This window comes from Rhizobium sp. AN80A (genome assembly GCF_030053015.1).
Classification (GTDB): Bacteria; Pseudomonadota; Alphaproteobacteria; order Rhizobiales; family Rhizobiaceae; genus Rhizobium; species Rhizobium metallidurans.
This window is the reverse complement of sequence record NZ_JASJPX010000003.1, coordinates 2580296-2604157: the sequence shown is the minus strand read 5'-3', so window position 1 is coordinate 2604157 and position 23862 is coordinate 2580296. Positions and strand designations below refer to the sequence as shown.

The following is a 23862-nucleotide window of genomic DNA, read 5'->3' as shown; positions in this document are numbered from 1 at the left end:
GTGGTGCTGACGTTAATGCGTGGATGGGTAGAGCGTGGCCAGGGCGGTGCCGATCAGTTCCTCGGCATAGGCCTGCGCGGTCGATGAGGCGTTGTCGGACAGGCCCATCTCATCGCATTTGTTGCCGACGGCCTCGCGGATCAGGTGCAGGATACCGCGCCCCATCTTCCCGCCATCCTCGCCGGATGTGTCCAGAACCAGCGCCAGCGAGGTCATCGCCACCACTTCCAGCACGAGCATGCGTCCTCTTATGTCGGACAGGCCTGGATCGGCCGGTCCTTTGTCTTTGGCATCAGGCATGGGGTTCCCTTCCTCTCAACGGAAAGTTTACCTAGTGCTAATATGCGCGAGGAGAAGACCCAAAGTTGAACAAATCGATATGGCCGCCATGATCTGTGGTTGGATCTCGCGCGCGAAGCATGAAATCGGGTTGCGCGATGAAGGTCCGCGCGAAAGGATGAGGGTCTCGAACGCGGGGAGGCCGTACATGAAGAAGCCGGGATCGATGAAGGCACTGGAGGATATGGGCCGGGCGCGGTTGTCGAGGAATTTCTTCCTGCGCGATTTCCTGCATTCCGAGATCGCCGATTTCCACCGCATCCCGAATATCCCGGATGATCCGGATCTCGCGATCGAAACAGGCAGGAGGCTCTGCGAGGAGCTGCTGGAACCCCTGCAGGAGACCTTCGGGCGCTTGCACATCCGTTCGGGCTACCGCTCGGCGGCGGTCAACCGCTTCGGCAATCTGAACAAGCTCAACTGCTCCACCAACGCATCCACGGCTGCCCACCACATCTGGGACATGCGCGACGCGGATGGCTACATGGGTGCCGCGGCCTGCGTCGTCGTTCCCTGGGTGGTCGATCGCTATCATGCGCTCGAGGACTGGCAGCGGCTCGCCTGGTGGATCCATGACCATCTGCCCTACGCCTCGCTCTGCTTCTTCCCGAAATTATGGGCCTTCAACATCCAGTGGCACGAACGCCCGCGCCGGGTGATCCAGAGCTACGTCAGCCCGCGCGGCATCCTCACCAGGCCGGGGATGGAGAATTGGGAGGGCGAGCATTCCGAGTGGTACGAGGGTTTTCCGCCGTTGCGGGGTGTTTGAGGGTGGATGGTCCGGGATCCCTCGAGGGAGAAAGATCCAACCACGTCTCCGGGCATGCGACATGAATGGCCGACTTGCGTGGTGGTAAGCATCGAGAATTGTCTGTTCGGCACCGCCCGACATCAAACCCCACCAAACAAAAATGCCGCCAGGCGCATCGCGCCGGCGGCATTCTTATCAGCGCGAGGCAATCAGCCCCGAACCCTCATTCCCACTCGATCGTGCCCGGCGGCTTGCTGGTCACGTCGTAGACCACGCGGTTGATTCCGCGCACTTCGTTGATGATGCGGGTCGCGGCGCGGCCGAGGAATTCCATGTCGTAGTGGTAGAAATCCGCCGTCATGCCGTCGACGGAGGTCACGGCGCGCAGCGCGCAGACGAATTCGTAGGTGCGGCCGTCGCCCATGACGCCGACGGTCTGGACCGGGAGCAGCACGGCGAAGGCCTGCCAGATCGCGTCGTAGAGACCGGCCTTGCGGATTTCGTCGAGATAGATGGCGTCGGCTTCGCGGAGAATCTCCAGCTTTTCGCGGGTGATGCCACCCGGGCAGCGGATCGCCAGGCCCGGGCCCGGGAAGGGGTGACGGCCGATGAAGCTGTCGGGCAGGCCGAGCTCCTTGCCGAGCACGCGCACTTCATCCTTGAAGAGCTCGCGCAGCGGCTCGACGAGCTGCATGTTCATGCGCTCGGGCAGGCCGCCGACATTGTGGTGCGACTTGATCGTCACCGACGGGCCGCCGGTGAAGGAAACGCTTTCGATCACGTCGGGGTAGAGCGTGCCCTGGCCGAGGAAATCGGCGCCGCCGAGCTTCTTGGCCTCTTCCTCGAAGGTCTCGATGAACAGGCGGCCGATGATCTTGCGTTTGGTCTCCGGGTCGGAAACGCCTTCGAGCTCGCCGATGAACTTGTCGGCGGCATCGACGTGGATCAGGTGCAGGTTGTAGTGTTCGCGGAACATGGCGACGACATTGGCCGCCTCGTCCTTGCGCATCAGGCCGTGGTCGACGAGCACGCAGGTCAGCTTGTCGCCGATCGCCTCGTGGATCAGGAGGGCGGCGACCGAGCTGTCGACACCGCCGGAGAGCGCGCAGAGCACGCGCTTGTCGCCGACCTGCTTGCGGATCTCGTCGACCGCCTTCTGGCGGTAGGCAGACATCGACCAGTCGCCCTTGATGCCGGCGATGTTGTGAATGAAGTTGCCGATCAGCTTGGCGCCGTCGGGCGTGTGGACCACCTCGGGGTGGAACTGCACGCCATAATACTTGCGCTTCTCGTCGGCGATGAAGGCGTAGGGTGCGTTCGGCGAGGTGGCGACCACCTTGAAGCCTTCGGGCAGCGCGGTGACGCGGTCGCCATGGCTCATCCAGACCTGGTGGCGCGAACCCTTGGACCAGAGGCCTTCGAACAAGGCGCTGTCTTCATCGACTTCAAGGAAGGCGCGGCCGAATTCGCGGTGATGGCCGCTCTCGACCTTGCCGCCGAGCTGCATGCACATCGTCTGCTGGCCGTAGCAGATGCCGAAAACCGGAAGGCCGCTGTCGAAGATGATCTGGGGCGCGCGGGGCGAACCCTCGTCGACCGTCGAGGCCGGGCTGCCGGACAGGATCACGGCTTTCGGCTTCAGGCTCTTGAAGCCTTCTTCGGCGGACTGGAAGGGAACGATCTCGCAGTAGACGCCCGCTTCGCGCACGCGGCGCGCGATCAGCTGGGTTACCTGGCTGCCGAAATCGACGATGAGAACGCTGTCGGGATGTGCTGTCTGGGTCATGGCGAGCCTTTAATGAAAAGCACCCGGTCTTGCAATGCGGGAAATCCGCCGCCGCGGGATTTTATTGCATCGATTGTCCCGCTCTCGCAGGGCCTGGAGGCGTTTTTCGGGCATAAGAAGCCCTAGAACCAGAATACCCCATCCTCCAGCGCCGTGAACAGGCTGTCGGTGGCGTCGGAAAGCTTGCGGTCGATCACATGCAGATATTCGGTCCAGCCGGAAATGTGCTGCAGCTCCTCGGCGCCGTCGGAAATCCCGCGCAGGCCGGTCAGCGGCAGATTGTAGGCCTGGCAGGCGCGCAGGATGGCGAAGGTCTCCATGTCGACCATGTCGGCATCGATGCCGGCATAGGCCGCGCCCGAGACGATATTGGCGCCGGTCGACAGCGTCGCTTCCGCGACACCGGGGATGCGCAGCGGCAGGTCGATGACGGCAGGAAGGTCGAGAAACGGCGTGCGCCCTTTCTCGAAGCCGAGCGGCGAGGCGTCCATGTCGCGATAGGAGACCGACGTCACCTGATAGACGCCCGTCTGCTCGAGCCTGGCGGAGCCGGCCGATCCGAGCGAGACGACGAGCTGCGGCAGCTCGCCCTGATGCTCGAGAGCGGCGAGCGTGCGCGTCAGCACCACGGCGGCCTCGACCGGGCCGACGCCCGTCATCAAAGGCTCGAAGCGCGAGCGCAGGAAGGGGCCGTATTCGGCTTCCGCGGCCATCACGAACAGGATGGATTTCCCCGCGACCGATTTCAGCTCGAACGTCATCCGGAAATTCCCTCTCGGCCGCGTATGATCATCATGGTGCTGGTCATCGAGGCGATCAGCTTGGCGGGGCCATCGCTGATCGCGTAGCCGCGCCCGTCTGCGACGATGATGTTGGAGCCCGGCTTGGTGATCTCGCCGCGAAACAGGAAACGGTCGCCGCGCCCCGGCGACATCAGATTGACCTTGAACTCGATGGTCAGCACCGAGGCGTCGGGGTCGATGACGCTGTAGGCGGCGAAGCCGCAGGCCGAATCCAGCACGGCTGAAATGATCCCGGCATGCAGGATGCCGTGCTGCTGCGTCAGCTTCACGTCGAACGGCAGCTCGATCTCCACCATCGCCCGCTCGACGCGCGTCAGTTCCGCGCCGATCGTGTGCAGCGCCGCCTGGCGCGAAAAATTGGTCTGGATGCGGTCGCGGAAATCGCCGCTGTCGGTGTTGGTCATCTGTCTGCCCTCGTGCGAGCCGGAAAGTGCCATGCTGCGCCGCGTCAGACAAGCGCAATGGATCGGAGCTGGTACGATTGTGCACTCAACGCCGGTGGCCGGACGTGTTAGATCGTGCGGGTGGGGAGGATGGAGAGGAGGAGGGGATAGCATGGTGCAGGTGAGGCGTTACACGGCGGACGATTGCGACGACACGATCGCGATCTTTGTCGCGGCGATCCGCGAGGTGGCGTCGCGCGATTATAGTCCTGCCGAGATCGAAGCCTGGGCGCAGGTCGAGGATCGCGCCGCCTGGGCCGAACGCCGCGCCAGCCGGCCGACCTTCATTGTAGAGCGCGGGGGACACCCGGTCGGCTTTTCCGATCTGGAGCCCGACGGCCATCTCGACATGATGTTCGTCCATCCCGCCCATCATGGCATCGGCGTTGCCAGCCTGCTGCTCGCGAAGGTCGAGGAGGAGGCGAGGAAGAAGGGCATCGACCGCATCTTCACCGAGGCAAGCCTGACCGCGCGGCCCTTCTTCGAGCGTCGCGGCTTCACCGTCATCGCCCGCCAGAGCGTCGAGAAACGCGGCCAGCACCTCACCAATTTCCGCATGGAAAAGTATCTCGCGGAGACCGCCTTCAGTTGAGATAGACGATCGAGGCGTTGAGCAGCGTCGCGAAGGAGACCCAGGCGAGGTAGGGCAGGAAGAGCAGCGCCGCGATCCGGTCGGCGTTCCAGCGGTTGCGGATGAAGGCGATGATCAGCGCCAGGAGGGCGAGGATGACGACCAGCGCCACCGGCGGCATCCGCAGGCCGAAGAAGAATGGCGACCAGAGAAAATTCGCCACCATCTGCCCCGCCCAGATCAGCATGCCCACGGAGAGGTTGCCGCGCATCCAGGTCCGCGCGCCGGCGAGGCCGATCAGCACGTAGAGCAGCGTCCAGGCCGGCCCGAACACCCAGTTCGGCGGGTTGAAGGGCGGCTTGGCGAGCGATTGGTACCATTCGCCCGGAGGGTTGCCGATGCCGATGACGAGACCGCCGCCGAGCGCGAGCGCAATGAAGATGATGGTGGTAAGGGCTTTGTTCATGCCGCTGAGATAGGGCGTGGCGACCGCCTTCGCCAGAGCCATATTGCATGCGATTCAACCGATCGTGCGATGATCGCGATTGCCCGGAGGACGCCTCCGTCGGCGCCGGGCGGAAAGCATGGTCAAACGCGTCGTGACGGCGCGATCCTGACGATGTGCTGGTCCCAGGCGACGTTGCTGCGCTGGCCGAGGAAGTCGCCGCCGTAGGAGGAGACGGCGAAGCCGCCGGCTGCCGGCGCGATGCCGGCCGCGTCGGGCACGAGCGCCTCGCGCAGCACCTGGCCGGTTATGGCGTCGATCGTCACCGAAGCCCCGCCCTTCGGCGATGTCACGCCCACCAGCCCGTCCTTGCGGTTGACGGCGATGGCGCCGACATAGTTGGCGAGCCGGCGGGTGGTCTCTTCGGGCAGGTCGACGAAGCGCAGATCCTCGCCCTTGGCGAAGGAGCCGACCAGCGGCGGCAGGTCGTTGCGGCGGCCCTCGTACTGGCACGCGAACCAGATGCGGCCGCTGTCGTCGATATCGACATGGCGCGTCGAGACCTGCGCCCACTCGGCGGGCAGCGTGTGCTTTTCGATCAGTGCCCCGGTGGCGGCGTCGACCAGCGTCAGCGATGGCTGCATGTTGTCGAGGTTGAGCTTGGTGCGGCCGAAATCCGGATGCGTCTCGATCCCGCCATTGGCGACGACGAGCATCCGACCGTCGTCGCTGACGGTCATGTCATGCGGGCCGACGCCATAGGTCTCGAACTCGCCGATCCGCTCGAAACGGCTTCTGGCGTCGTAAAGCCCGATCATGCCGCGATTGCCGTCGAAATCGTTCTCGCTGGCATAGAGGATGCGCCCGTCGGGCGAAAACGCGCCGTGTCCGTAGAAATGCCGTCCCTCGGCGGCGGCGATCACGATCGGCTCGGCTTTCGCCTGCGGGTCGAAGATCATCGCATAGGTGCCCGGCCGCCGCGCGAAGGCGACGGTCCGGCCAGTGGCCGTGCTGAAGGCCATGCCGTGCGAGCGCGCCGGCAGCGCCACCTGATCGATGATCTCGCCGCGCTCGGAAACGGTCGCGACCGCGAAGGATCCGTTCGCCTGCCGCATTCCCGAGGCATAGACGGCGTCGGCGCGCTCGAGCGCCATCAGCGCGCGTGACTGCAATGCCGAAAGGAAGGTCAGCCCGGCGGCCTTGACGAAGCTGCGCCGGTCGATCGCCGCACTCCTGATCATCGTTCAGTCGCCGTCGGAGAAGGAGAAGCCGGCCGAAAGGCCGATCGCCGCGCCGTAGTCGTCGCTGATTGTTGTCACCAGCTCGCGCGTGTCGATCAGCAGCTGATCGAGCTTGGCGCGCTCCGCGTCGCTGGTCGCGGCCTCGATATCGGGGTTGAGCTTCGGCACGGTTTCGATAATTGCCTTCAGCTTGGCGTCGATCGCGTCGGCGACGGATTTCTTGTCCGATGGCAGAAGATCGGCCATCTGGGCTTTCTGCCACAGCGTGCGCAGCGCTTCCAGATTCGACGTCATCGACTTCCAGGTGTTCTTCGAGCGCCAGTAGATCGCCATCTTCGGGCGCGGCATCGCGTCCTTGCCTTTGTAGAATTGCTCCAGCCGCTGGTCGCGGACGTTCTCGGCGCCGTGCACGAGAATGCCGAGAAGCGCGGTCACCGCTTCCTTGTTGTCCATGAAGTCGGCGCTCTGCGGACCCGGGTGCTTCCAGCTCGCCTGGATGCCGTCGGGCTTCTCCCAGGCGGCGACCACCTCGGCCGCCTCGCGCTGGATGTTGCCGGCGACGGCGGCACCGTAGAGGCAGCGGAAGCCGCCTTTCTGGCTGGTCAGATCCTCCGAACCCGTGCCGTAGAGCACGTATTCAAGCGCCGTCAGGCCCTGCAGCGCCACGCTCTTGGCGGCGATCGCGTCCACCGTCGTATCCTTGGGGTCGGCCTTGGCGATCAGCGTCTGCACCTGCCTCAGGCCCACGCCCTTGCGATCCGGGTAGAACAGGATGTGCTCGAAAAGATTGTCCTGAATGACCGGGCCGATCTGCACCATCTCGATGCCGGACCAGTAGCGGATGATGTCGTCGAAGGCCGACTTCGCCTTGTCGAGGCTGGCGGGCGTGCCCTTGTCGCAGAGGTCCTTCATGGCCGTCGTCAGCCGCGCCGCCGATTGCTGGGCGTTGCGGTATCCCGGGCGGATCACCTCGTCGACCGCGCGCTGCATGACGGGAAGCACGGCATCCTCGTTCAATCCCGCCGGAGCGCCAGCCTGGCCGGCCGGAGCGGCGGTCTGGCCGGTCTGGGCCGGAGCCTGGCCCGTCTGCGGTGTGGCGGTCTGGGCCGCGGCGCTGGAGGCAAGGGCGCTGGAGGCAAGGGCGAAGGAGAGAACCAGAGGGTACCAAAGGCGCATCAAAGAGACTCCAAAAACGTAATCAGTGCCTGTCTGCTGTCGGCAGGCAGGGAGGCAAATGCGTCGCGCGACTTCTGTGCTTCGCCGCCGTGCCAGAGAATCGCCTCGGTGAGGTTTCTGGCCCGGCCGTCATGAAGGAAAAAGCTATGTCCGCTGACAGTCCTTGTGAGACCTATACCCCATATCGGCGGCGTGCGCCATTCACGTCCGCTTGCAAAACCAACCTGTTGCCCATCGGCAAGCCCTTCGCCCATGTCGTGCAGCAGGAAGTCGGAATAGGGCCAGATCAGCTGGAAGGACTGTGCCTTGTCGGCGCTGTCGCGGCGGGTGACGAACTTCGGAACATGGCAGGCCGCGCAGCCGCTGTCGTAGAAGACCTTCTTGCCGTTGAGCGTCTCGGGAAAACTCGCCTTGCGCCGCGCCGGCACGGCGAGATTGGCGGAATAGAAGGTCACCAGGTCGAGGATCGGCCCCGGCGCTTCCTCGTTTCCGAGCCGCTTCTGCACGCCGTCGGGCATGTCCCGGCAGGTGCCCTGCGCCTCGGTACAGTCGCCATACGCCGCCGGCCGGTCGGGCGTGGAGATGCCGATATCGCTGGCAAAGGCATCGGCGCTCTGGTCGCGCACGCTCGCGTTCTGCGCCTTCCAGCCGAAGCGGCCGAGCGCCGGCTTGCCGGTGCGGTGGTCGCGCACGATCGCCGCCTTGCCGGAGATGCCGTCGCCGTTGCTGTCGTCGGGATCGGCATTGGCGAGGATATCGGCCTCGGGAATGGCCTCGATCAGCCCGAGCCCGATCATCGCCGGCGCCACGCGCGGCGAGATCGTCGTGGCCGGGTCGAGCGGCCCGTAGCCGGGATTGTCGACGGAGTAGCGCGGCCGCCGCAGCGATACGATCTCGCCGCCGGCAAGCGTCACCGTCTCCTCGGTGTACTCGATCTTCATCTTCCCCTCGGAGGGAAGGCCCGCTACCGCGCGATCCTGCAGCTGGCGGCCGTAGACCGGATCGGGGAAGTTGAGGATCTCGGCATTGGCGATGGCGCGTTCCTCCTCGGCCGTCCTGGCCGGCCGCGCCAGCCGCAGGAACATCGAGGCGGTGTTGGCGCCGGCCTCCGGCGGCCGGCCTCGCCCGTCATTGACGTGGCAGTTCATGCAGGAGCGGGCGTTGAACAACGGCCCCAGCCCGTCGGAGGCGAGCGTCGACGACGGAGCGGAAACCCAGAGTTTCTTGAAGAGCGCGTTGCCGAGCTTGAACGGCTGCTCCTTCTCAAAGGGAATGTTGGCCGAGATGCGCGAGAAGGCATCCTGCGTCACCGGATCGATCGACGTGGCGCCGCCCGCCTGCATCGCCTCGTAGGGTTCGGCCGTGGAGAAGTCGGTGGTCGGCCGCGTCACCTCGGCGACGCGTTTGGCGTCCGCTTCCCTGAGATCGGTGCGTTTCGTCGGAAAATCGAAGCCGGCCGCAAGCGCGACGGAGAGGCCCGCGATCGTGGCGCACGCGAGGGCGCTGAAGAGAAGACGGCGGGCCGGGAAAGGCGACATCAGGGGTTCGGGCCGCCTCGATGGCGAGGCGGCCCGCCTTTTCACTTATTTGAAGACGGCAGTAGGATTATCCAAGCTGTCGGAACCTTCAAGCTTGACCGTGCCGAGATCGAGCGCGGCGATAACGCGCTGGATCGACTTCGTCTGGTCGATGAGGCCGTCGATGGCGGCCTGAACGACGGCGTTGCCCTTCTTGTTGCCTTCGGCGATCATCTGGTCGTATTTCTCGACGTTCTGGCCGCGCTTGGCCATGATCGCCATCGCCTTCATCGTCGTGTCGAGCTTGCCCTGCATTTCCGCGTCGAGCTTCTTGTCCTTGGCGGAGACGAGATCGTGCAGCGACGGACCCTTCATCTTCGTGCCGTCGGCGCGGGTATAGTTGCCCGTATAGGCGGTGACGATCCCGACGGCGTCGTTGAGATGCGAGTTGTAGGTGTTGTCGGAGAAGCAATCCTGCTCTTCTTCGGGATCGTTCAGGATCAGGCCGAGCTTCATGCGCTCGCCGGCGAGTTCACCATAGGAGAGCGAGCCCATACCGGTCAGGATGGCGACGAGGCCGGCCTTCGGATCGGCTTCGACCTGCTTGGTGGCCTCGCCATCGGGCGTCCACTTGTCGACCATTTCCTGCAGGTCGGAGACCAGAAGCGTCGAGGTCGACTTCAGATACTCGGCGCGGCGGTCGCAATTGCCGTTCGTGCACTTCTTGAGGTCGTAGTCGGTGGCCGGGCGGTTGCCGGCGCCAGGGCCGGTCCCGTTCAGGTCCTGGCCCCAGAGCAGGAATTCGATGGCGTGATAGCCGGTCGCCACGTTGGCGTCGACCGCGCCGGCGCTGGCCAGCGTGCCGGAGAGAAACTCGGGCGTCAGCTTCGACGCGTCGACATCCTTGCCGTCTATCTTGATCGTCTTGTTGGCGATCACGTTGGCGACGTAAAGCGCGTTCTCGTCGCTCTCGGTGCCGTAGGACGTGTCGACATAGTCGATCAGGCCCTCGTCGAGCGGCCAGGCGTTGACCTTGCCTTCCCAGTCATCGACGATCGGGTTGCCGAAGCGGTAGACTTCGGTCTGCAGGTAGGGAATGCGAGCCTTGATCCAGGCGGCGCGGGCGGCCTGCAGCGTCTTGTCCGTCGGATCCTTCAAGAGCGCGTCGATCGCGACGTCCAGCGCCTTGGCGGTGATCAGCGAATCCTCGTACTTCGCGTGGGCGACTTCGGTGTAGTATTTCACAACGGCGGCAGCGTCCGGTGCCGCGTAAGCGGGAATGGCGGACAAAGCGGTTGGGGCCACCGCCAGCGCCAGGGCTGCGCAGAAATTCCTGTTGAGTTTCATGGGATCCTCTCCTGTGACGGGCCTCCCGTATGACGCCCGGCGAAAATGTCTTCGCGCAAAAGAAAACCGGTGTCAAACACTCTAGTTTGGAATGGTTTTAAGGAAACGAAATCCGCCGAAAGGCCGTCAAATCGAAATCGAATTGCTTGGAAAATGGGCGATATGTGAGTAATCACTGTGCATCTGCATAAACATTATCCGGATCGACCGCGCATGCGCCGACACATCAAGCATTTCACCCATCGCCATGAGCCGAAGGGTACCGTTCACCTCCACCTGAAATCCGGCATCGGCGCCATGATCGGCATGGCCTCGGTCGGCGCGTTGACCGTGTTCACCGGCATTCCGCTGTTGATCGCGCCCTTCGGCGCCACGGCCGTGCTGATCTTCGGCCAGCCGAAGAGCCCGCTCGCGCAGCCGGCCAACGTCATCGGCGGCTACCTCCTGGCGGCGCTGATCGGCGGCCTGGCGGTCTTCCTGTTCCCGGGGCTGTGGTGGGTCGGCGCGATCGCCGTCGGGCTGACCATTGCCGGCATGCTGATGTTGCGCGTCACCCATCCGCCGGCCGGCGCCGTGCCGCTGGTGGCTTTCGGCTCGCATATGGGCGGGCCCATGCTGTTTGTGATCGTCGGTTTCGGCAGCGCGCTGTTGATCGCGATCGCCGTGCTGCATCACCTGATCCCGCCGCGGCATCAATATCCGCTGCGGGCTCCGCACTGATCAGGCCATGCTGGTCCGGGCCATCCGGCCCGGTCGTTCGATCAGCCCTTGCGCTTCATCCGGCAGAAGAAGAATCCATCCGTATCGGTCGATGCGGGCGTCAGCGTGATCGTCTGGCCGTCCGAGGAGCGCGGGCGCGGGCTCGCCTTGCCGAAGAGCTGATCCCAGCCCTCGAGCGCGCCCGAAATCTCGAACTCGGGATTTGCGGCGGTAAACGCGCGCACCTGATCCTCGTTTTCCTGCGGCAGCACCGAGCAGGTCACGTAGATCAGCTCGCCGCCGGGGCGCACATAGGCGCTTGCCTGCTTCAGCGCGTCCTGCTGCTGCGCGGTGCGCTCGTCGAGGTTCTTGGCGGTCAGGCGCCACTTCGTATCCGGGCGTCGGCGCCATGTGCCGGTTCCCGTGCAAGGCGCGTCGACCAGCACCTTGTCGCAGCGATCCTCGAGGTTCTTCAGCGCCTTCGCATTGTCGTGCACCTGGACGTTGCGGGTCCCCGCCCGCTTCAGCCGCTCGATGATCGGCGCCAGCCGCTTGCGGTCGGCGTCATAGGCGTGGACCTGGCCCTTGTTGTGCATCGCCGCCGACATGGCGAGCGTCTTGCCTCCACCGCCGGCGCAGTAATCAAGCACCTGTTCTCCATCCTGCGGCAGCACCAGGTCGGCCACGATCTGCGATCCCTCGTCCTGAACCTCGAACCAGCCTTTTTGGAACGAAAGCTCCGCTGTCACGTTGGGAAGACGGGAGGCTCCTTCGCCGGCGGCGATCCGGATGCCGTAACGCGCGATGTTTGCCTCCTGCGCGCCTGATCTTTCGAGCGCCTTGACGGCCTTTTCGCGGGTGGCCTTCAGGATGTTCGCACGGAGATCGAGCGTCGGTCGCTCGGCAAGCGCCTGTGCCTCCCTGAGCCAGGTGTCGCCGAAGGATTTTTCGAAGGTGGGCTGAACCCACTCCGGGATATCGCCCTGAATATGGGAAGGAGCGTCCTTGAGATCACGGGAGTGAAAGGCCGAAAGTGTTGCCTCGGAGAGTGCTGCCGGCGCGAACTTGTCGTCGGTGAGTTCGGCGGCAAGCGTTTCGGGCGTGAAGCCCCACTGGCGGAACATGACGGCATGGGCGATCGCCGATGCGCTGTCGTCGTCCATCAGCCAGGCGTGCGAGAGGCGCATGCGAAGCGCGTCGTAGACGATGTTGCCGATCGCGGCGCGGTCGCCGGAACCGGCGAACCGATGCGCGAGCCCCCAGTCCTTGAGGGCATCGGCGACAGGCCGTCTGCGGGCATCGATGTCTTCAAGAACCGAAATCGCCCCTTCGAGCCTACCGCCCAATCGCATTCACAACGCTCCTATTGCCTGGATCAATGCCGGACCCTTAAAGGCCGGCGGCTTGTGAACGATCCGCAGGAAGCGCGACAGACGCAGCGGATGGTACACAAGTCTCAACCGCGTGGTATCCGCGATTGGCGGCAAGAGCAAGCGGTGCCTTATGTTCAGGCTCAGCCGATCACTTCGTAGCAGACCTTGGCCGTGCCGCTGCTGACCATGCCGATATTCTGCGCGGCGGCACGCGAAAGATCGAGAACGCGGCCGCGGATGAAGGGGCCGCGATCGTTGACGCGGACGACGACGCTGCGGCCGTTGTTGCGGTTGGTGACCTTCAGCTTCGTGCCGAAGGCGAGCGAGCGGTGCGCGGCAGTATTGATGGTCGGGTTCATGCGTTCGCCCGAAGCGGTTTTGGAGTGAAGTGCGTACCACGACGCGCCACCGCAACCATTTGCAGCAAAACCTTCCATCGGAAGGATCGTAGAAGAGGCTGCTATAGTTGTGACGGCGATAATAGAACGGCAGATTTTCTTCAAAACAGGGTGTCCCTCAACTGTTAAACCTACGCCTTGTGGGCGGCGGGGGCTTAAACCGGTCGAAAAGTGGCAGAAAAGTGCCCCGATTGATCACGGAATGTTACATTCTGAAATATATGTGATGAGCCGGCGAAATGATTCGAACCGTCGTCAAGCGGTTTCGAATGAAAAAAGCACAATTGAATCAAGTAAAATTAGAACTTTTTTTGCAAGCAACCGTTCGCGACTCTCGCGATCACAAAAATCACGAAAATAATTTTGCGCGAGCGTCATAATTCTCGCCGCATTTGGGCAATTTCCAAGGCTTGTGCCCAAATTTTGCGCCAAATTTTAACGAAATATGCCGGGAGTAGGAAATTCCTACCAATTCATCGCATGCGATATGACAGCTTAAAGGACCTGCGGCCTCAGCCGCGCCAGCGCTCGTCCTGCAACAACTGCGCGAGTGATTGCGGATAGGTGGGGAAGGCGAAGCTGAAGCCGGAGGCCTTCAGCTTGGCGTTCGAAACGCGCTTGTTCTCGCCATAGAAGGAGCGCGCCATCGGCGTCAGTTCAGCGGTTTCGAAGGCCTGTTCCGGCGGTGGCTCGACGCCCATGAGGCGGGCCGCCTCGACGATGACATCCTGCGGCGGGCCGGGGCGGTCGTCGGTAACATTATAGATGCCGCCAAGTTTGCGGTCCGAGAGGAACCGCGCGCTGGCGCCGATATCCTCGACGCGGATGCGGTTGAACACCTGATCCTTCTTGATCAGCCGCCGCGCCGTGCCGCGCGCCAGATTGACGAAAGCGTTGCGACCCGGGCCGTAAATGCCGGACAGCCGCAGCACGGCCGCGGGAATGCCGATCTTGTCGCCGATGCCGACCCACGCCGCCTCGGCCTCCAGCCGCTCCCTGGAGCGACCCGAAACCGGCACGCAGGGCGTTTCCTCGCTCACCCAGTTGCCCTTGTGGTCGCCATAGACGCCGACGGTCGAGAGATAGCCGATCCAGGAAAGCGCCGGCATCAGCGCATCGATGCGCTCGCCCGCAAGCTTCAGCAGCGGATCGCCCGCCTCGCGCGGCGCGATCGACTGTACCAGATGCGTGGCCGAGCGCATGGCATCAACAAGTGTCTCGTCGAGCGTTTCGCCGTCGAACACGAAGGCCTCGATGCCCTGGGCGCGCAAAGCCGCCGCCTTATCTTGAGAGCGTGTGGTGCCGGACACGCGGAAACCGTCGGCCATGAACGCCCTGGCGATTGCCGTGCCGGAATAGCCGCAACCGAAAATCACAAGATGCATCACGCCGCTCCCGCCAGTCTCCACTCGTTCAGCACATCGCTGTCCGACTCATCCTGCGGCCTTTGTGCCGCAAAGCGCTTGAATTCGCCAGCCTCCATCAGCCGCGACAGCGCCCATATCGCCATGGCGCGCACCACCGGCGAGGCGTCGGAAGAAAGCGAGAGACAGGCATCGACCAGTCCGCGATCGCCGGAATTGCCGGCCGCGATCAGCACGTTGCGCACGAAGCGGTCGCGGCCGATACGCTTGACCGGCGAGCCGCTGAAGAAGCCGCGGAACGTGGGATCGTCGAGCGCAAGCAGCGCGGCGATCTCAGGCTCCCGCAGGTCCTCGCGCGCCTTCAGCTTCATTTCCGAGGCGGCGCTGGCGAACTTGTTCCACGGACAGGCAGCGAGACAGTCGTCGCAGCCATAGATGCGGTTGCCGATCAGCGGCCGGATCTCGGGATCGATCGGCCCCTTGTGTTCAATCGTCAGATAAGAGATGCAGCGCCGCGCGTCGATCTGGTATGGCGCCGGGAAGGCTGCCGTCGGGCAGGCGTCCAGACAGGCCCGGCACGAGCCGCAATGATCGATCTCCGGCGCATCGATCGAGAGATCGGCCGTGGTGAACATCGAGCCGAGAAACAGCCAGGAGCCGTGCGCGCGGCTGACGAGATTGGTGTGCTTGCCCTGCCATCCGAGCCCGGCCGCGGCCGCCAGCGGCTTTTCCATCACCGGCGCGGTATCGACGAACACCTTCACGTCCTCGCCGGCGCGCGCCGCGAACCGCGTGGCGATCTCTTTCAGCCGGCCCTTGATGATGTCGTGATAGTCGCGGTTGCGCGCATAGACCGAGATCGCCGCCTTGTCCGGCTTGTCGAGAATGCCGCGCGGGTCTTCCTCGGGGCCGTAATTCATCGCGAAGACGACGACCGATTTCACGTCGCTCCAGAGCGTACGGGGATCGCCGCGCCGCTCGCGCGTTTCGGCCATCCACTCCATCGTCCCGTGCCTGCCGGCATCGATGAACTGGCCAAGACGGTCCTTCGCCTCGGGAATGCTGTCCGGACGGGTGATCCGACAGAGGTCGAAGCCGAGCGCCCGCGCCTGCGTCTTGACGAAGGCGGTCAGCGTGTCGCGGCGTTTGTCTTCCTTGGTCTGCGCGGATCGTTCGGGCATGAGAGGCCCCGTCAGAAATCCAGGTCGGCGTAGTGCGAAACAGGGGTCAGGCCGCGCACGCGCTCGGTGAGCAGCGGTCGGAACGATGGACGCGACTTGATGCGCTGGTACCATTCCTTGACGACGGGCGATTCCGACCAGTCGATCTCGCCGAGATAATCGAGAATGGAGACCGACGAGGCGGCCGCGAGATCGGCGTAGCTCATCCGGTCGCCGGCCAGCCACTGGCGCGAGCCGGAGAGCCAGGTGAGATACTTCATGTGCTGGCGGATATTGGCGCGCGCCGTGCGCAGGATCTTCGAATCCGGCGCGCCGCCGCCCTGATCGGCCGTCATCTGCAGCTTGTAGACGCGCTCGCGGGCGAGCGGCCGGGTCACGTCGGTTTCCATCTTGACCATGAACCACTCGGTCAGACGCCTGATTTCGGCGCGCTGGAACGGGTCCTCGGCCAGGAGCCGCCGGTCGCGCTTCAACACGCCGTGCGTCTCGTCGAGATACTCGGAGATCACGGTGGACCCGCAGAGCGCGCGCATGCTGTCGTCGACATAGACGGGCAGCGTGCCGGCCGGGTTGAGCGCCAGGAAGTCCCGGCGCTTCTCCCAGGTCTGCTCTTCGATCAGGTCTGCCTGATAGCCATACTCCGTCAGGATCAACCGGACGAAGCGTGATGAGGATGACATGGGGTGGTGATAGAGCGTGGGCATCGAGACTCGGATTTTTTGATGGCTGGGGTGCACGTCGCAGGGACGCGATGATTATAGCGCCCTAGTCATGACTCATTCGTTGAAGCTATAGAAGTTTGGCCCCTCCAACACAAGCGAGTCGGGCCTCCGAAACCCTGACGAAGGAAATCGACCTCGCCCAAAAATCGCCGACAACCGATCAGAGGTTCTCGTCGCATCCTCGTCTGGTGAAAATCAGTGTCGTTCCTCCCGGCGACACAGTGCAATTCACGTCCGACCGAACCCAAAGCGGAGACAATTGATGGATTACATTAACGCGATAATCCTAGGCATAGTCGAAGGCATTACCGAGTTTCTACCGATTTCAAGCACCGGCCACCTCATCATTGCGGAGCAATGGCTCGGCCAGCGATCTGATCTTTTCAACATCGTCATTCAGGCCGGCGCCATCCTCGCCGTCACGATCATCTACTGGCGCCGTATCATGACGCTCCTGCTCGGCTGGCGGGACGCGGACAATCGCGCCTATCTCGGCAAGCTCGTCCTTGCCTTCCTGATCACCGCCATCCTCGGCCTGATCGTCAAGAAGCTCGGCTTCGAGCTGCCAAGCACGGCAACGCCGATCGCCTGGGCGCTGATCATCGGCGGCATCTGGATGATGGTTGCCGAATGGCTCGCCGCCCGCCGCCCGCCGCACAAGGAGATCACCTGGCTGGTCGCCATCCTGGTTGGTATCGCGCAGGTCGTCGCCGGTGTGTTTCCGGGCACCTCGCGCTCCGCCTCGACGATCTTCGTCGCCATGCTGGCCGGCACCGGCAACCGCGCCGCGGCCACGGAATTCGCCTTCCTCGTCGGCATTCCCACGATGTACGCCGCAAGCGCCTATGAGCTGGTGAAGACGTTCAGGGATGGTGGCGCGGCCAATGAGGACTGGACCGCTCTCGGCATTGCCTTCGTCGTGTCGACGATCGTTGCCTTCGTCGCCGTCAAATGGCTGCTCTCCTATATCCAGAGCAACAAGTTCACGGCCTTCGCGATCTACCGCATCATTCTCGGCGCCATTCTTCTGGGCATGGCATCGATGGGTATGATCGCCTGATCGGAGAGAGCCAACGCTCTCGATCAAAAAAGAAACCGGCGCGATAGCGCCGGTTTTCTGTTACCGGAGAGCGCCGGTTTCGCAAGGATCGACGCCATAGGCCGGCGAGCATTCGCCCTTCACGGCAGCGACCGAACCGGGCGCCACGAAAGAACCAGCCAGAATCACCAGCGCCGCGGAAGCAAAAAGCAGCGCGATTGACCTACCCATCGAAATTACCTTTCAAGCCGTTTGAACGCGCCGCCACGAGGCGCTGATTCCAAGCACAGACGCGCGGGGTGTGTAGTCAGAGGAATGGCAAATAGCAATAAAGGTTCCCGCTAAATTTCCTGTTAATTCCGCTAAATTTTTCATGCGACTTTTATGTAACGTCCTGCGGTGCATAACCGCGTGAAAGCGCGCTGTTCAGCCTGTTTTTTCATCCCTGCCTCCAAACGCGCAACGCCGCCCGCGAAGCCCGCGAGCGGCGTTGTCGTCAAGCGATCGGCGGTGGCTCAGGCGGCCTTGCCGCTGTTCGTATACTGGCCCTGCGGGCGGAACTGCACGAGGTAGCTGTCGATGACGGAGCTCACCATCGTCGGCGCGATGCCGATGCCCTTCAGCGTCCGTCCCTCGGCTTCCGCCTCCTTGGACACGACATTGTCCTTCTTCAGGAGCTTCACCTGGTCGGGTGTGATCGGCGGCGTGATCAGCGGGATCATCGAGGCGACGCTGCCGATCAGCGAGGCGACGCCGAAGGGGAGCGAGATCAGCGGGTTCGAGCGCGCGGTCGACTTCAGCACCGCTTCCAGACACTGGCGGAACGTCAGCACCTCGGGGCCGCCGAGCTCATAGATCTTGCCGCCGGCGACCTTGCCTTCGACAGCCTTGGCCACCGCCTCGGCGACATCCATGACGTAGACCGGCTGCAGGCGCGTCTTGCCGCCGCCGACCAGCGGCAGAAACGGCGCGGAGCGCGCCATGCCGGCGAACTTGTTGAAGAAGCCGTCTTCCGGACCGAACACGATCGACGGACGGTAGATGATGGCGTCGGGCGCGACCGAATGGATCGCGGCCTCGGCGCGGCCCTTGGTGCGGCCATAATTGGAATCGGAGGTGGCGTTGGCGCCGATCGCCGAGATGTGGACCAGCTTGGCACCGGCGCCGCGCGCGGCTTCCGCCACGGCGCGACCGCCGAATTCCTGGACCGCCTCGAACGAGTTGCGGCCGTTTTCGAACAGGATGCCGACGCAGTTGACGACGTAGGATGCGCCCTCGACGGCGCGGTCGATCGACTGGCGGTAGCGCAGGTTTGCCTGCACGAAGGAGATCTGGCCGACATTGCCGAGCGGCTGCAGGAAGCCCGCGAGATCGGGGCGGCGCACGGCGACCCGGATGCGGTAGCCGCGCTTGGCGAGCGCGCGCACCACATGCCTGCCGACGAAGCCGGAGCCTCCGAACACGGTGACGAGTGGCGGCAGGTTGGCAAGGGTCATGGCAGGTTCCTCGGAAGGCTGATGTGAATGGCAGGTGATGTCGTCTTAGCCCAATCGCGGTGCGACGAAAAGGCCTATCGCACCGCGCCTGTCACGACTTTGATCTCGCTCAAACGCCTTCGACGACAACCATTTCCGCGTCGGCCACTTCCTGGCGGATCTTGGCGGCGATCTGGTATTCCGGCGAGTTGTAGCAATCCACCGCATGCTGCATCGAGGGGAATTCGATGACGACGTTGCGTGCCCGCGCCTTGCCCTCGAGCTCGGTCAGCGCCCCGCCGCGGGCGAGGAAACTGGCGCCGTACTTCTCGAAGGCCGGCTTGGCGGCGGCGACGTAATCCTTGTAGCGCTCGGCGTCGCGCACGTCGACGCGGGCGATCCAGTATCCCTTGGCCATGGTTTCTCCTCCTCGAGAGCGGTTGCGTGAAACGAAAAAACGGTCAGCGGTTGGCGGGCCAGAGCGCGCTGACCATCTCGTCGAGAATGGCCTTGGCCGCGACCTTCGGCTCCGGCGCCTTGACGATCGGACGGCCGACGACGAGATGCGTCGAGCCGGCGCGCAGCGCGTCGTAGGGTGTCATCACCCGCTTCTGGTCGCCGCGTTCGCTGCCGCTCGGGCGAATGCCGGGTGTGACGATCGCCATGTCGGGACCGACGACATCGCGCACCAGGGCCGATTCCTCGGCCGAGCAGACGATGCCGCCCATGCCGGCTTCGCGCGCCTGTTCGGCGCGGCGCAGCACCAGCGATCGCGGATCGCCGCCATAGCCCGCTTCGGTAAGGTCGGCTTCGTCCATCGAGGTCAGCACGGTGACGCCGAGCAGGCAGAGGTCCGAGCCCCTGGCGGCCTCGACGGCGGCGCGCATCGCCTTCGGATAGGCATGCAGGGTCAGCATCGACATGCCCATCTTGGCGATGTTTTCGACGCCCGAGGCGACCGTGTTGTCGATGTCGAGCAGCTTCATGTCGAGGAAGACCTTCTTGCCGTCTTTGGCAAGATCGCGGGCGAATTCCAGGCCGCCGGCGAACACCAGCTGGTAGCCGATCTTGTAGAAGGAGACGGTATCACCGAGCGTCGCGACCATCGTCTCGGCCTCGTGAAGTGTCGGAACATCCAGTCCGACGATCAAGCGTTCGCGCGCGTCCATCTCACATCCATCCCTGCCAGTCTTCGATAGGCGTCCAGTCGCATGATAGGCGCCGATCCGCAAGACGGAAACAATAGAGATTGCCGCCGCCATGAGGCTGGTCGCGATCCCGCCCGATCGGCCGCCCTTCCAGGTGGCATTTCAGCAGCGTGCCCACGCCGCCATGGCCGACGAATGCGATAGGCCGCCCGGTATCATGTGTGGAGAGAACGTGCTCGACGCTGGAGACGATCCGCCGCTGCGCATCGATCGCCCGCTCCCATCCATTGAAGCTCTCGTCAGGGTTGGCGAAAAACCGGTCCGCCGCCCTCTCGAATTCAGGCGGCGGCAGGAAGCCGGTCGCGGACCGGTCGTTCTCGTGCATCTCCTCGACGATCTCGACCGTCACGCCGCTTGGCGCGGCCAGAATGCCGGCGGTCTCGATCGCCTTGGTTTCGCCGCTGCTGACGATCCGCCGCAATTGCGCCGCCCAGGGCTTGGCGCGGCCATCCGCGCCCGCGCGGCTCCGACATCCGACAATCCCCATTCGGGCACCGGGACGGCGGCGTCGATCTTGACTTGCGGGTGGGTGATGTAGAGGCCGAACATCTCAGCTTCGGCGGTAGATCCACAGCTGCGCCGGCGGAATATTGCGGACGATGAAGTCGAAGTGCTGGATGTGGTAGCGATCCGGTCGCGCGATGATCGGCGAAACCGCGCCATAGGAAATCTGCAGGAAGGGGCGGCCGTGCGGCAGCCGGTCCAGGATGCTTTCCAGCATGGCGGTGCGCGCCTGCATCGGGAAGTTCAGGAGCGGCACGGCGGAAACGGCGCTGTCGAACTTCTGCCCTTCCATGTGGGCGAGCGTCTTGTCGAGATTGAAGGCGTCGCCATTGATGACGTTGACGCCCGGATACATGCGCACCAGATGTTCGTAGAAATCGGTCGAATATTCGATCGCGACGAGATTTTCCGGCTTTACGCCGCGCTGCAGGATGGCCTTGGTGATGGCCCCGGTGCCCGGCCCGAGTTCGAGAACCGGCAGGCCGGAATTCGGGTTGACGATGCTGGCCATTCTGCGCGCCGTGATCGACGACGTCGGCACGATGGAGCCGACGATCCTTGGCCCTTGCATCATCCCTTTGAAAAACCGGATCTCTTCGTCGAACTTCTTGCCCAGTCGTTCCTTCAGGCGCAAGCCACCCATGCCCTTCTCCTTCGTGCAGCACATGCTGCGAGCCTATGTGCAGTCATTGCGACGCCAAAACAAGGCCTGACGTCGTGATCAGCAAAGTGTGAACGACAAAAGCGACCCGTTACACACGCATCGGCATCAGCACGTAGAGAGCATCGTCGCCGGCGGTGTCTCGGATGAGCGTCGGAGAACCAGCATCGGCAAGCAGGAAGATCGCCTGATCGCCCGAGAGCTGCGCGGTGATATCGAGCAGGTACTTGGCGTTGAAGCCGATCTCCATGGCGTCCGTATCGTATCCGACCGCGACCTCTTCCGTGGCGCTGCCCGAATCCGGATTGTTGACCGTCAGCAGCAGCTGCCCGTCCGAAAGCGCCAGCTTCACGGCGCGGCCACGCTCCGACGAGATGGTCGAGACGCGGTCGACGGCCTGGGCGAAGCTCGTGCAGTCGACGCGCATTTCCTTGTCATTGCCGGTCGGTATGACGCGCTGGTAATCGGGGAAGGTGCCGTCGATCAGCTTCGAGGTCATGACGATCGAGCCGATCGAAAGGCGGATCTTGGCGTCGGAGACCTCGACGGTGACCATCGCCTCCGGATTGTCGACCAGCTTCTGCAACTCGCCGACCGTCTTGCGCGGGATGATGATCCCGGGCATGCCCTCGGAGCCCGAGGGAGCATTGACGTCGGCGCGCGCCAGGCGGTGGCCGTCGGTGGCGACGGCGCGCAGCTTCAGGTCGCCTTCGCTTTCGATCGTGTGGAAGAAGATGCCGTTCAGGTAATATCGGGTCTCTTCCGTCGAGATCGCGAACTGCGTGCGATCGATCAGCATCTTCAGATCCGTCGCCTTCAGCTTGAACGTATGCGTGAAGGTGCCGGCCGTGAGATCCGGGAAGTCGGCTTCCGGCAGGCACTGCAGCGAAAACTTCGAACGGCCCGACTGAACTGTCATCGAGCCGCCATCCTGGCTGGTGGCGAGCAGCACTTCCGAGCCGTCGGAGAGCTTGCGCACGATGTCGTAGAGAAGATGCGCGGGAACCGTGGTGGCGCCGGGCTGCTCGACATTGGCGGGTGTCGCTTCCGTCACTTCCAGGTCGAGGTCGGTCGCCTTCATGTCGAGGCTCTGGCCATCGGCGCGCAGCAGGATGTTCGACAGGATCGGGATCGTGTTGCGGCGTTCAACCACGCGGTGAACGTGGTTCAGCGACTTCAAGAGATTGGACCGCTCAATAGTAATACGCATGGGATGCTACCGCTTTCGACCGTTACTGCCCGGGCGCGTTACGCGCCTGAATAATGCCTTTCCCAAAAGCTGGGACCGGAGGATTGGACGCGCAAAATGGCAGAATTTTGCGGACGAATGCAAGAGGCGCAAAGGTCGCCGCCCCCGCAATCGGCATTTTCGCTGCGGATGCTAACAGAAATCACCGTTACCGTCGAAGCGCTGCCCCTTGCCGAAGGCATGGCCGTCGCCCATAAAGGCCGGTAGCCAGAAAGGGCACCGATATCTTGGACAATGAAAACGCGACGACAGAGGGCGGCAGGCAGCGTAGCTTCCGCCTGCACAACATGGCCGTTCCCGCCCGCCCGCAGGAGCCCGGCCTCTATCTCGTCGCGACGCCGATCGGCAATCTCGGCGACATAACGCTGCGCGCGCTGGAGACGCTGGCCGGCGCCGATGTGCTGGCCTGCGAGGATACCCGCGTCACCCGCGTGCTGCTCGATCGCTACGGCATCCAGAACCGCCCCTACGCCTATCACGAGCACAATGCCGACGAGGTCGGACCGAGGCTGCTCGCGGCGCTCGAAGCCGGGAAATCCGTGGCGCTTGTCTCCGATGCCGGAACGCCGCTGGTCTCCGACCCCGGCTACCGCCTCGCGCAATCGGCGATCGAAGCCGGCTATCGGGTGATCCCGATCCCCGGCGCGTCGGCGCCGCTGGCGGCCCTCGTCGGCTCCGGTCTCCCGAACGATGCCTTCCTCTTCGCCGGTTTCCTCCCGACCAAGGACAAGGCGCGCCGCGACCGCCTGTCTGAGTTCGCCGCCACGCCGGCGACGCTGATGTTCTTCGAATCCCCGCACCGCATCGGCGCCGCGCTGATCGCCGCCGCCGACGTTCTCGGCGGCGATCGCCCGGCCTCCGTCTGCCGCGAGCTGACCAAGAGCTACGAGGAGTTCCGCCGGGGCACGCTCGCCGAACTCGCCGCCCACTATGCCGATGTCGACAATGTCAAGGGCGAGATCGTGCTCGTCATCGGCCCGGCGCCGGCCCGCGCCGTCGAGGAAGCGGATATCGACGCCATCCTCGCCGACCTCTCTCAGACCCTCCCGACCGCCAAGGCCGCCGCCGAGGCCGCCCGCATCACCGGTCTCCCCCGCAAGGAGCTCTACCAGCGCCTGCTCGACCGCAAGGCCGGCGATGGCCGCTAGTCGCGACACCGGTCTTCGCCGCAAGGCGCTGCGTCGGGGCCGCGTCTCCGAATATGTCGCTGCTCTCTATCTCATGGTCAAAGGCTACCGCATCGTCGCGCTGCGCTACCGCACGCGGCTCGGCGAGATCGACATCATCGCCCGCAAGGGCGACCTGGCGATCTTCGTCGAGGTCAAGGCGCGGCGCGAGGAGGGGGCGGCCATAGATGCCGTCTCGCATCTCACGCAGACCCGCATTCGCGGCGCCAGCGACCTCTGGCTCGCCCGCCAGCGCGACCGCGCGCGGCTATCGCAACGCTACGACATCGTCGCCATCGTGCCGGGCAAATGGCCGGTCCATTTGCGCGATGCGTTCTGATTGCTTTCGTTAGCCGGTTAATTTCTTCGGAATTTGTAATCGGCCTGTCATGAAATCGTTAAGG

The 23862-nt window shown here is 64.0% G+C and carries 26 protein-coding genes and 1 pseudogene; 6 read left to right on the top strand and 21 right to left on the bottom strand.

Going from position 1 to position 23862, the window contains the following annotated elements; genetic code table 11:
* Positions 1-12 precede the first annotated feature (12 nt).
* On the bottom strand, positions 13-300 hold the full coding sequence (locus P3R82_RS24540; RefSeq protein WP_018899281.1) for a hypothetical protein: 288 nt from the start codon (positions 298-300) through the stop codon (positions 13-15).
* Between the two features lie 187 nt (positions 301-487).
* Here P3R82_RS24540 and P3R82_RS24535 point away from each other — a divergent pair, with 187 nt between their 5' ends.
* Complete coding sequence (locus tag P3R82_RS24535; RefSeq protein ID WP_283195677.1) at positions 488-1108, top strand: hypothetical protein; 621 nt, start codon at positions 488-490, stop codon at positions 1106-1108.
* A gap of 205 nt (positions 1109-1313) precedes the next feature.
* Here the strand turns inward: P3R82_RS24535 and guaA are convergent, their stop codons facing one another.
* The 3 genes from guaA to P3R82_RS24520 all read right to left on the bottom strand — a co-directional run bounded on the left by guaA (position 1314) and on the right by P3R82_RS24520 (position 4083).
* Positions 1314-2876 carry a glutamine-hydrolyzing GMP synthase gene (guaA, locus tag P3R82_RS24530; protein ID WP_183902187.1) on the bottom strand — a complete coding sequence of 521 codons (1563 nt, stop codon included), beginning with the start codon at positions 2874-2876 and terminating at the stop codon, positions 1314-1316.
* Between the two features lie 122 nt (positions 2877-2998).
* Positions 2999-3637, bottom strand: a complete 639-nt coding sequence (locus tag P3R82_RS24525) for a 5'-methylthioadenosine/S-adenosylhomocysteine nucleosidase (RefSeq protein WP_283195676.1) — start codon at positions 3635-3637, stop codon at positions 2999-3001.
* Positions 3634-4083: a PaaI family thioesterase gene (locus P3R82_RS24520; RefSeq protein WP_183902185.1), complete on the bottom strand. Its 450-nt coding sequence runs from the start codon at positions 4081-4083 to the stop codon at positions 3634-3636. The genes P3R82_RS24525 and P3R82_RS24520 overlap by 4 nt, the downstream gene beginning before the upstream one ends.
* A 151-nt stretch (positions 4084-4234) precedes the next feature.
* Here P3R82_RS24520 and P3R82_RS24515 point away from each other — a divergent pair, with 151 nt between their 5' ends.
* Positions 4235-4714, top strand: coding sequence for a GNAT family N-acetyltransferase (locus tag P3R82_RS24515; protein WP_283195675.1), 480 nt, complete (start codon positions 4235-4237; stop codon positions 4712-4714).
* Here the strand turns inward: P3R82_RS24515 and P3R82_RS24510 are convergent.
* The 5 genes from P3R82_RS24510 to P3R82_RS24490 all read right to left on the bottom strand — a co-directional run bounded on the left by P3R82_RS24510 (position 4707) and on the right by P3R82_RS24490 (position 10419).
* Entirely contained in the window at positions 4707-5159 is a 453-nt protein-coding gene (locus tag P3R82_RS24510; protein ID WP_283196418.1) for a TspO/MBR family protein, read from the bottom strand. The two genes, P3R82_RS24515 and P3R82_RS24510, sit on opposite strands and share 8 nt — an antisense overlap.
* 122 nt (positions 5160-5281) lie before the next feature.
* The gene (locus P3R82_RS24505) at positions 5282-6379 is read right to left on the bottom strand and encodes a DUF1513 domain-containing protein (RefSeq protein WP_283195674.1); all 1098 of its coding nucleotides are present in this window, start codon (positions 6377-6379) and stop codon (positions 5282-5284) included.
* 3 nt (positions 6380-6382) lie between these two features.
* Positions 6383-7555, bottom strand: coding sequence for an imelysin family protein (locus P3R82_RS24500; RefSeq protein WP_283195673.1), 1173 nt, complete (start codon positions 7553-7555; stop codon positions 6383-6385).
* Positions 7555-9093 (bottom strand): di-heme oxidoredictase family protein, encoded by a 1539-nt coding sequence (locus P3R82_RS24495; protein ID WP_283195672.1) that lies wholly within the window; start codon positions 9091-9093, stop codon positions 7555-7557. The genes P3R82_RS24500 and P3R82_RS24495 overlap by 1 nt, the downstream gene beginning before the upstream one ends.
* A 45-nt stretch (positions 9094-9138) precedes the next feature.
* On the bottom strand, positions 9139-10419 hold the full coding sequence (locus P3R82_RS24490) for an imelysin family protein (protein WP_283195671.1): 1281 nt from the start codon (positions 10417-10419) through the stop codon (positions 9139-9141).
* A gap of 213 nt (positions 10420-10632) precedes the next feature.
* On the opposite strand from P3R82_RS24490, the gene P3R82_RS24485 reads away from it, so the two are divergent.
* Positions 10633-11139: an HPP family protein gene (locus P3R82_RS24485; protein WP_283195670.1), complete on the top strand. Its 507-nt coding sequence runs from the start codon at positions 10633-10635 to the stop codon at positions 11137-11139.
* Between the two features lie 41 nt (positions 11140-11180).
* On the opposite strand, the gene P3R82_RS24480 is transcribed toward P3R82_RS24485, so the two are convergent.
* The 5 genes from P3R82_RS24480 to P3R82_RS24460 all read right to left on the bottom strand — a co-directional run bounded on the left by P3R82_RS24480 (position 11181) and on the right by P3R82_RS24460 (position 16138).
* On the bottom strand, positions 11181-12470 hold the full coding sequence (locus tag P3R82_RS24480) for an RsmB/NOP family class I SAM-dependent RNA methyltransferase (protein ID WP_283195669.1): 1290 nt from the start codon (positions 12468-12470) through the stop codon (positions 11181-11183).
* A 161-nt stretch (positions 12471-12631) separates the two neighbouring features.
* Positions 12632-12994, bottom strand: coding sequence for a septal ring lytic transglycosylase RlpA family protein (locus tag P3R82_RS24475; protein ID WP_183902177.1), 363 nt, complete (start codon positions 12992-12994; stop codon positions 12632-12634).
* Between the two features lie 407 nt (positions 12995-13401).
* Entirely contained in the window at positions 13402-14274 is an 873-nt protein-coding gene (locus P3R82_RS24470; RefSeq protein WP_283195668.1) for an SDR family oxidoreductase, read from the bottom strand.
* Positions 14274-15434, bottom strand: coding sequence for a tRNA epoxyqueuosine(34) reductase QueG (gene queG / locus P3R82_RS24465; RefSeq protein ID WP_283195667.1), 1161 nt, complete (start codon positions 15432-15434; stop codon positions 14274-14276). The genes P3R82_RS24470 and queG overlap by 1 nt, the downstream gene beginning before the upstream one ends.
* An 11-nt stretch (positions 15435-15445) precedes the next feature.
* Entirely contained in the window at positions 15446-16138 is a 693-nt protein-coding gene (locus tag P3R82_RS24460) for a glutathione S-transferase family protein (protein ID WP_183902174.1), read from the bottom strand.
* A 280-nt stretch (positions 16139-16418) separates the two neighbouring features.
* Here P3R82_RS24460 and P3R82_RS24455 point away from each other — a divergent pair, with 280 nt between their 5' ends.
* On the top strand, positions 16419-17216 hold the full coding sequence (locus P3R82_RS24455) for an undecaprenyl-diphosphate phosphatase (RefSeq protein ID WP_283195666.1): 798 nt from the start codon (positions 16419-16421) through the stop codon (positions 17214-17216).
* 60 nt (positions 17217-17276) lie between these two features.
* Here the strand turns inward: P3R82_RS24455 and P3R82_RS24450 are convergent, their stop codons facing one another.
* The 7 genes and pseudogenes from P3R82_RS24450 to dnaN form a co-directional block, all read right to left on the bottom strand.
* The gene (locus P3R82_RS24450) at positions 17277-17426 is read right to left on the bottom strand and encodes a hypothetical protein (protein WP_183902514.1); all 150 of its coding nucleotides are present in this window, start codon (positions 17424-17426) and stop codon (positions 17277-17279) included.
* 284 nt (positions 17427-17710) lie between these two features.
* Positions 17711-18691: a complex I NDUFA9 subunit family protein gene (locus P3R82_RS24445; RefSeq protein WP_283195665.1), complete on the bottom strand. Its 981-nt coding sequence runs from the start codon at positions 18689-18691 to the stop codon at positions 17711-17713.
* A 109-nt stretch (positions 18692-18800) separates the two neighbouring features.
* A complete protein-coding gene (locus tag P3R82_RS24440; RefSeq protein WP_283195664.1) occupies positions 18801-19088 on the bottom strand; it encodes a DUF1330 domain-containing protein in 288 nt (95 codons plus the stop codon).
* A gap of 43 nt (positions 19089-19131) precedes the next feature.
* Positions 19132-19839 (bottom strand): orotidine-5'-phosphate decarboxylase, encoded by a 708-nt coding sequence (gene pyrF / locus P3R82_RS24435; protein WP_283195663.1) that lies wholly within the window; start codon positions 19837-19839, stop codon positions 19132-19134.
* A gap of 1 nt (position 19840) precedes the next feature.
* A pseudogene (locus P3R82_RS24430) lies at positions 19841-20427 on the bottom strand (histidine phosphatase family protein).
* 1 nt (position 20428) lies between these two features.
* Entirely contained in the window at positions 20429-21025 is a 597-nt protein-coding gene (gene pmtA, locus P3R82_RS24425) for a phospholipid N-methyltransferase PmtA (RefSeq protein ID WP_183902509.1), read from the bottom strand.
* Positions 21026-21134: 109 nt separating this feature from the next.
* The gene (gene dnaN, locus P3R82_RS24420; protein WP_283195662.1) at positions 21135-22253 is read right to left on the bottom strand and encodes a DNA polymerase III subunit beta; all 1119 of its coding nucleotides are present in this window, start codon (positions 22251-22253) and stop codon (positions 21135-21137) included.
* Positions 22254-22579: 326 nt separating this feature from the next.
* On the opposite strand from dnaN, the gene rsmI reads away from it, so the two are divergent.
* Positions 22580-23440: a 16S rRNA (cytidine(1402)-2'-O)-methyltransferase gene (gene rsmI / locus P3R82_RS24415; RefSeq protein ID WP_283196417.1), complete on the top strand. Its 861-nt coding sequence runs from the start codon at positions 22580-22582 to the stop codon at positions 23438-23440.
* Positions 23430-23798 carry a YraN family protein gene (locus P3R82_RS24410; RefSeq protein WP_283195661.1) on the top strand — a complete coding sequence of 123 codons (369 nt, stop codon included), beginning with the start codon at positions 23430-23432 and terminating at the stop codon, positions 23796-23798. Before rsmI ends, P3R82_RS24410 begins: the two co-directional genes overlap by 11 nt.
* Positions 23799-23862: the final 64 nt, after the last annotated feature.

Coding starts and splice junctions, on each gene's coding strand:
- P3R82_RS24515 (WP_283195675.1), top strand. CDS start 4,235: ATGGTGCAGGTGAGGCGTTACACGGCGGACGATTGCGACGACACGATC.
- queG (WP_283195667.1), bottom strand. CDS start 15,434: ATGCCCGAACGATCCGCGCAGACCAAGGAAGACAAACGCCGCGACACG.
- P3R82_RS24535 (WP_283195677.1), top strand. CDS start 488: ATGAAGAAGCCGGGATCGATGAAGGCACTGGAGGATATGGGCCGGGCG.
- P3R82_RS24450 (WP_183902514.1), bottom strand. CDS start 17,426: ATGGGTAGGTCAATCGCGCTGCTTTTTGCTTCCGCGGCGCTGGTGATT.
- P3R82_RS24510 (WP_283196418.1), bottom strand. CDS start 5,159: ATGAACAAAGCCCTTACCACCATCATCTTCATTGCGCTCGCGCTCGGC.
- P3R82_RS24440 (WP_283195664.1), bottom strand. CDS start 19,088: ATGGCCAAGGGATACTGGATCGCCCGCGTCGACGTGCGCGACGCCGAG.
- P3R82_RS24500 (WP_283195673.1), bottom strand. CDS start 7,555: ATGCGCCTTTGGTACCCTCTGGTTCTCTCCTTCGCCCTTGCCTCCAGC.
- P3R82_RS24470 (WP_283195668.1), bottom strand. CDS start 14,274: ATGCATCTTGTGATTTTCGGTTGCGGCTATTCCGGCACGGCAATCGCC.
- P3R82_RS24445 (WP_283195665.1), bottom strand. CDS start 18,691: ATGACCCTTGCCAACCTGCCGCCACTCGTCACCGTGTTCGGAGGCTCC.
- P3R82_RS24505 (WP_283195674.1), bottom strand. CDS start 6,379: ATGATCAGGAGTGCGGCGATCGACCGGCGCAGCTTCGTCAAGGCCGCC.
- dnaN (WP_283195662.1), bottom strand. CDS start 22,253: ATGCGTATTACTATTGAGCGGTCCAATCTCTTGAAGTCGCTGAACCAC.
- pyrF (WP_283195663.1), bottom strand. CDS start 19,839: ATGGACGCGCGCGAACGCTTGATCGTCGGACTGGATGTTCCGACACTT.
- P3R82_RS24490 (WP_283195671.1), bottom strand. CDS start 10,419: ATGAAACTCAACAGGAATTTCTGCGCAGCCCTGGCGCTGGCGGTGGCC.
- P3R82_RS24520 (WP_183902185.1), bottom strand. CDS start 4,083: ATGACCAACACCGACAGCGGCGATTTCCGCGACCGCATCCAGACCAAT.
- rsmI (WP_283196417.1), top strand. CDS start 22,580: ATGGCCGTTCCCGCCCGCCCGCAGGAGCCCGGCCTCTATCTCGTCGCG.
- P3R82_RS24495 (WP_283195672.1), bottom strand. CDS start 9,093: ATGTCGCCTTTCCCGGCCCGCCGTCTTCTCTTCAGCGCCCTCGCGTGC.
- P3R82_RS24485 (WP_283195670.1), top strand. CDS start 10,633: ATGCGCCGACACATCAAGCATTTCACCCATCGCCATGAGCCGAAGGGT.
- P3R82_RS24410 (WP_283195661.1), top strand. CDS start 23,430: ATGGCCGCTAGTCGCGACACCGGTCTTCGCCGCAAGGCGCTGCGTCGG.
- P3R82_RS24480 (WP_283195669.1), bottom strand. CDS start 12,470: ATGCGATTGGGCGGTAGGCTCGAAGGGGCGATTTCGGTTCTTGAAGAC.
- P3R82_RS24540 (WP_018899281.1), bottom strand. CDS start 300: ATGCCTGATGCCAAAGACAAAGGACCGGCCGATCCAGGCCTGTCCGAC.
- P3R82_RS24525 (WP_283195676.1), bottom strand. CDS start 3,637: ATGACGTTCGAGCTGAAATCGGTCGCGGGGAAATCCATCCTGTTCGTG.
- P3R82_RS24460 (WP_183902174.1), bottom strand. CDS start 16,138: ATGCCCACGCTCTATCACCACCCCATGTCATCCTCATCACGCTTCGTC.
- pmtA (WP_183902509.1), bottom strand. CDS start 21,025: ATGGGTGGCTTGCGCCTGAAGGAACGACTGGGCAAGAAGTTCGACGAA.
- guaA (WP_183902187.1), bottom strand. CDS start 2,876: ATGACCCAGACAGCACATCCCGACAGCGTTCTCATCGTCGATTTCGGC.
- P3R82_RS24455 (WP_283195666.1), top strand. CDS start 16,419: ATGGATTACATTAACGCGATAATCCTAGGCATAGTCGAAGGCATTACC.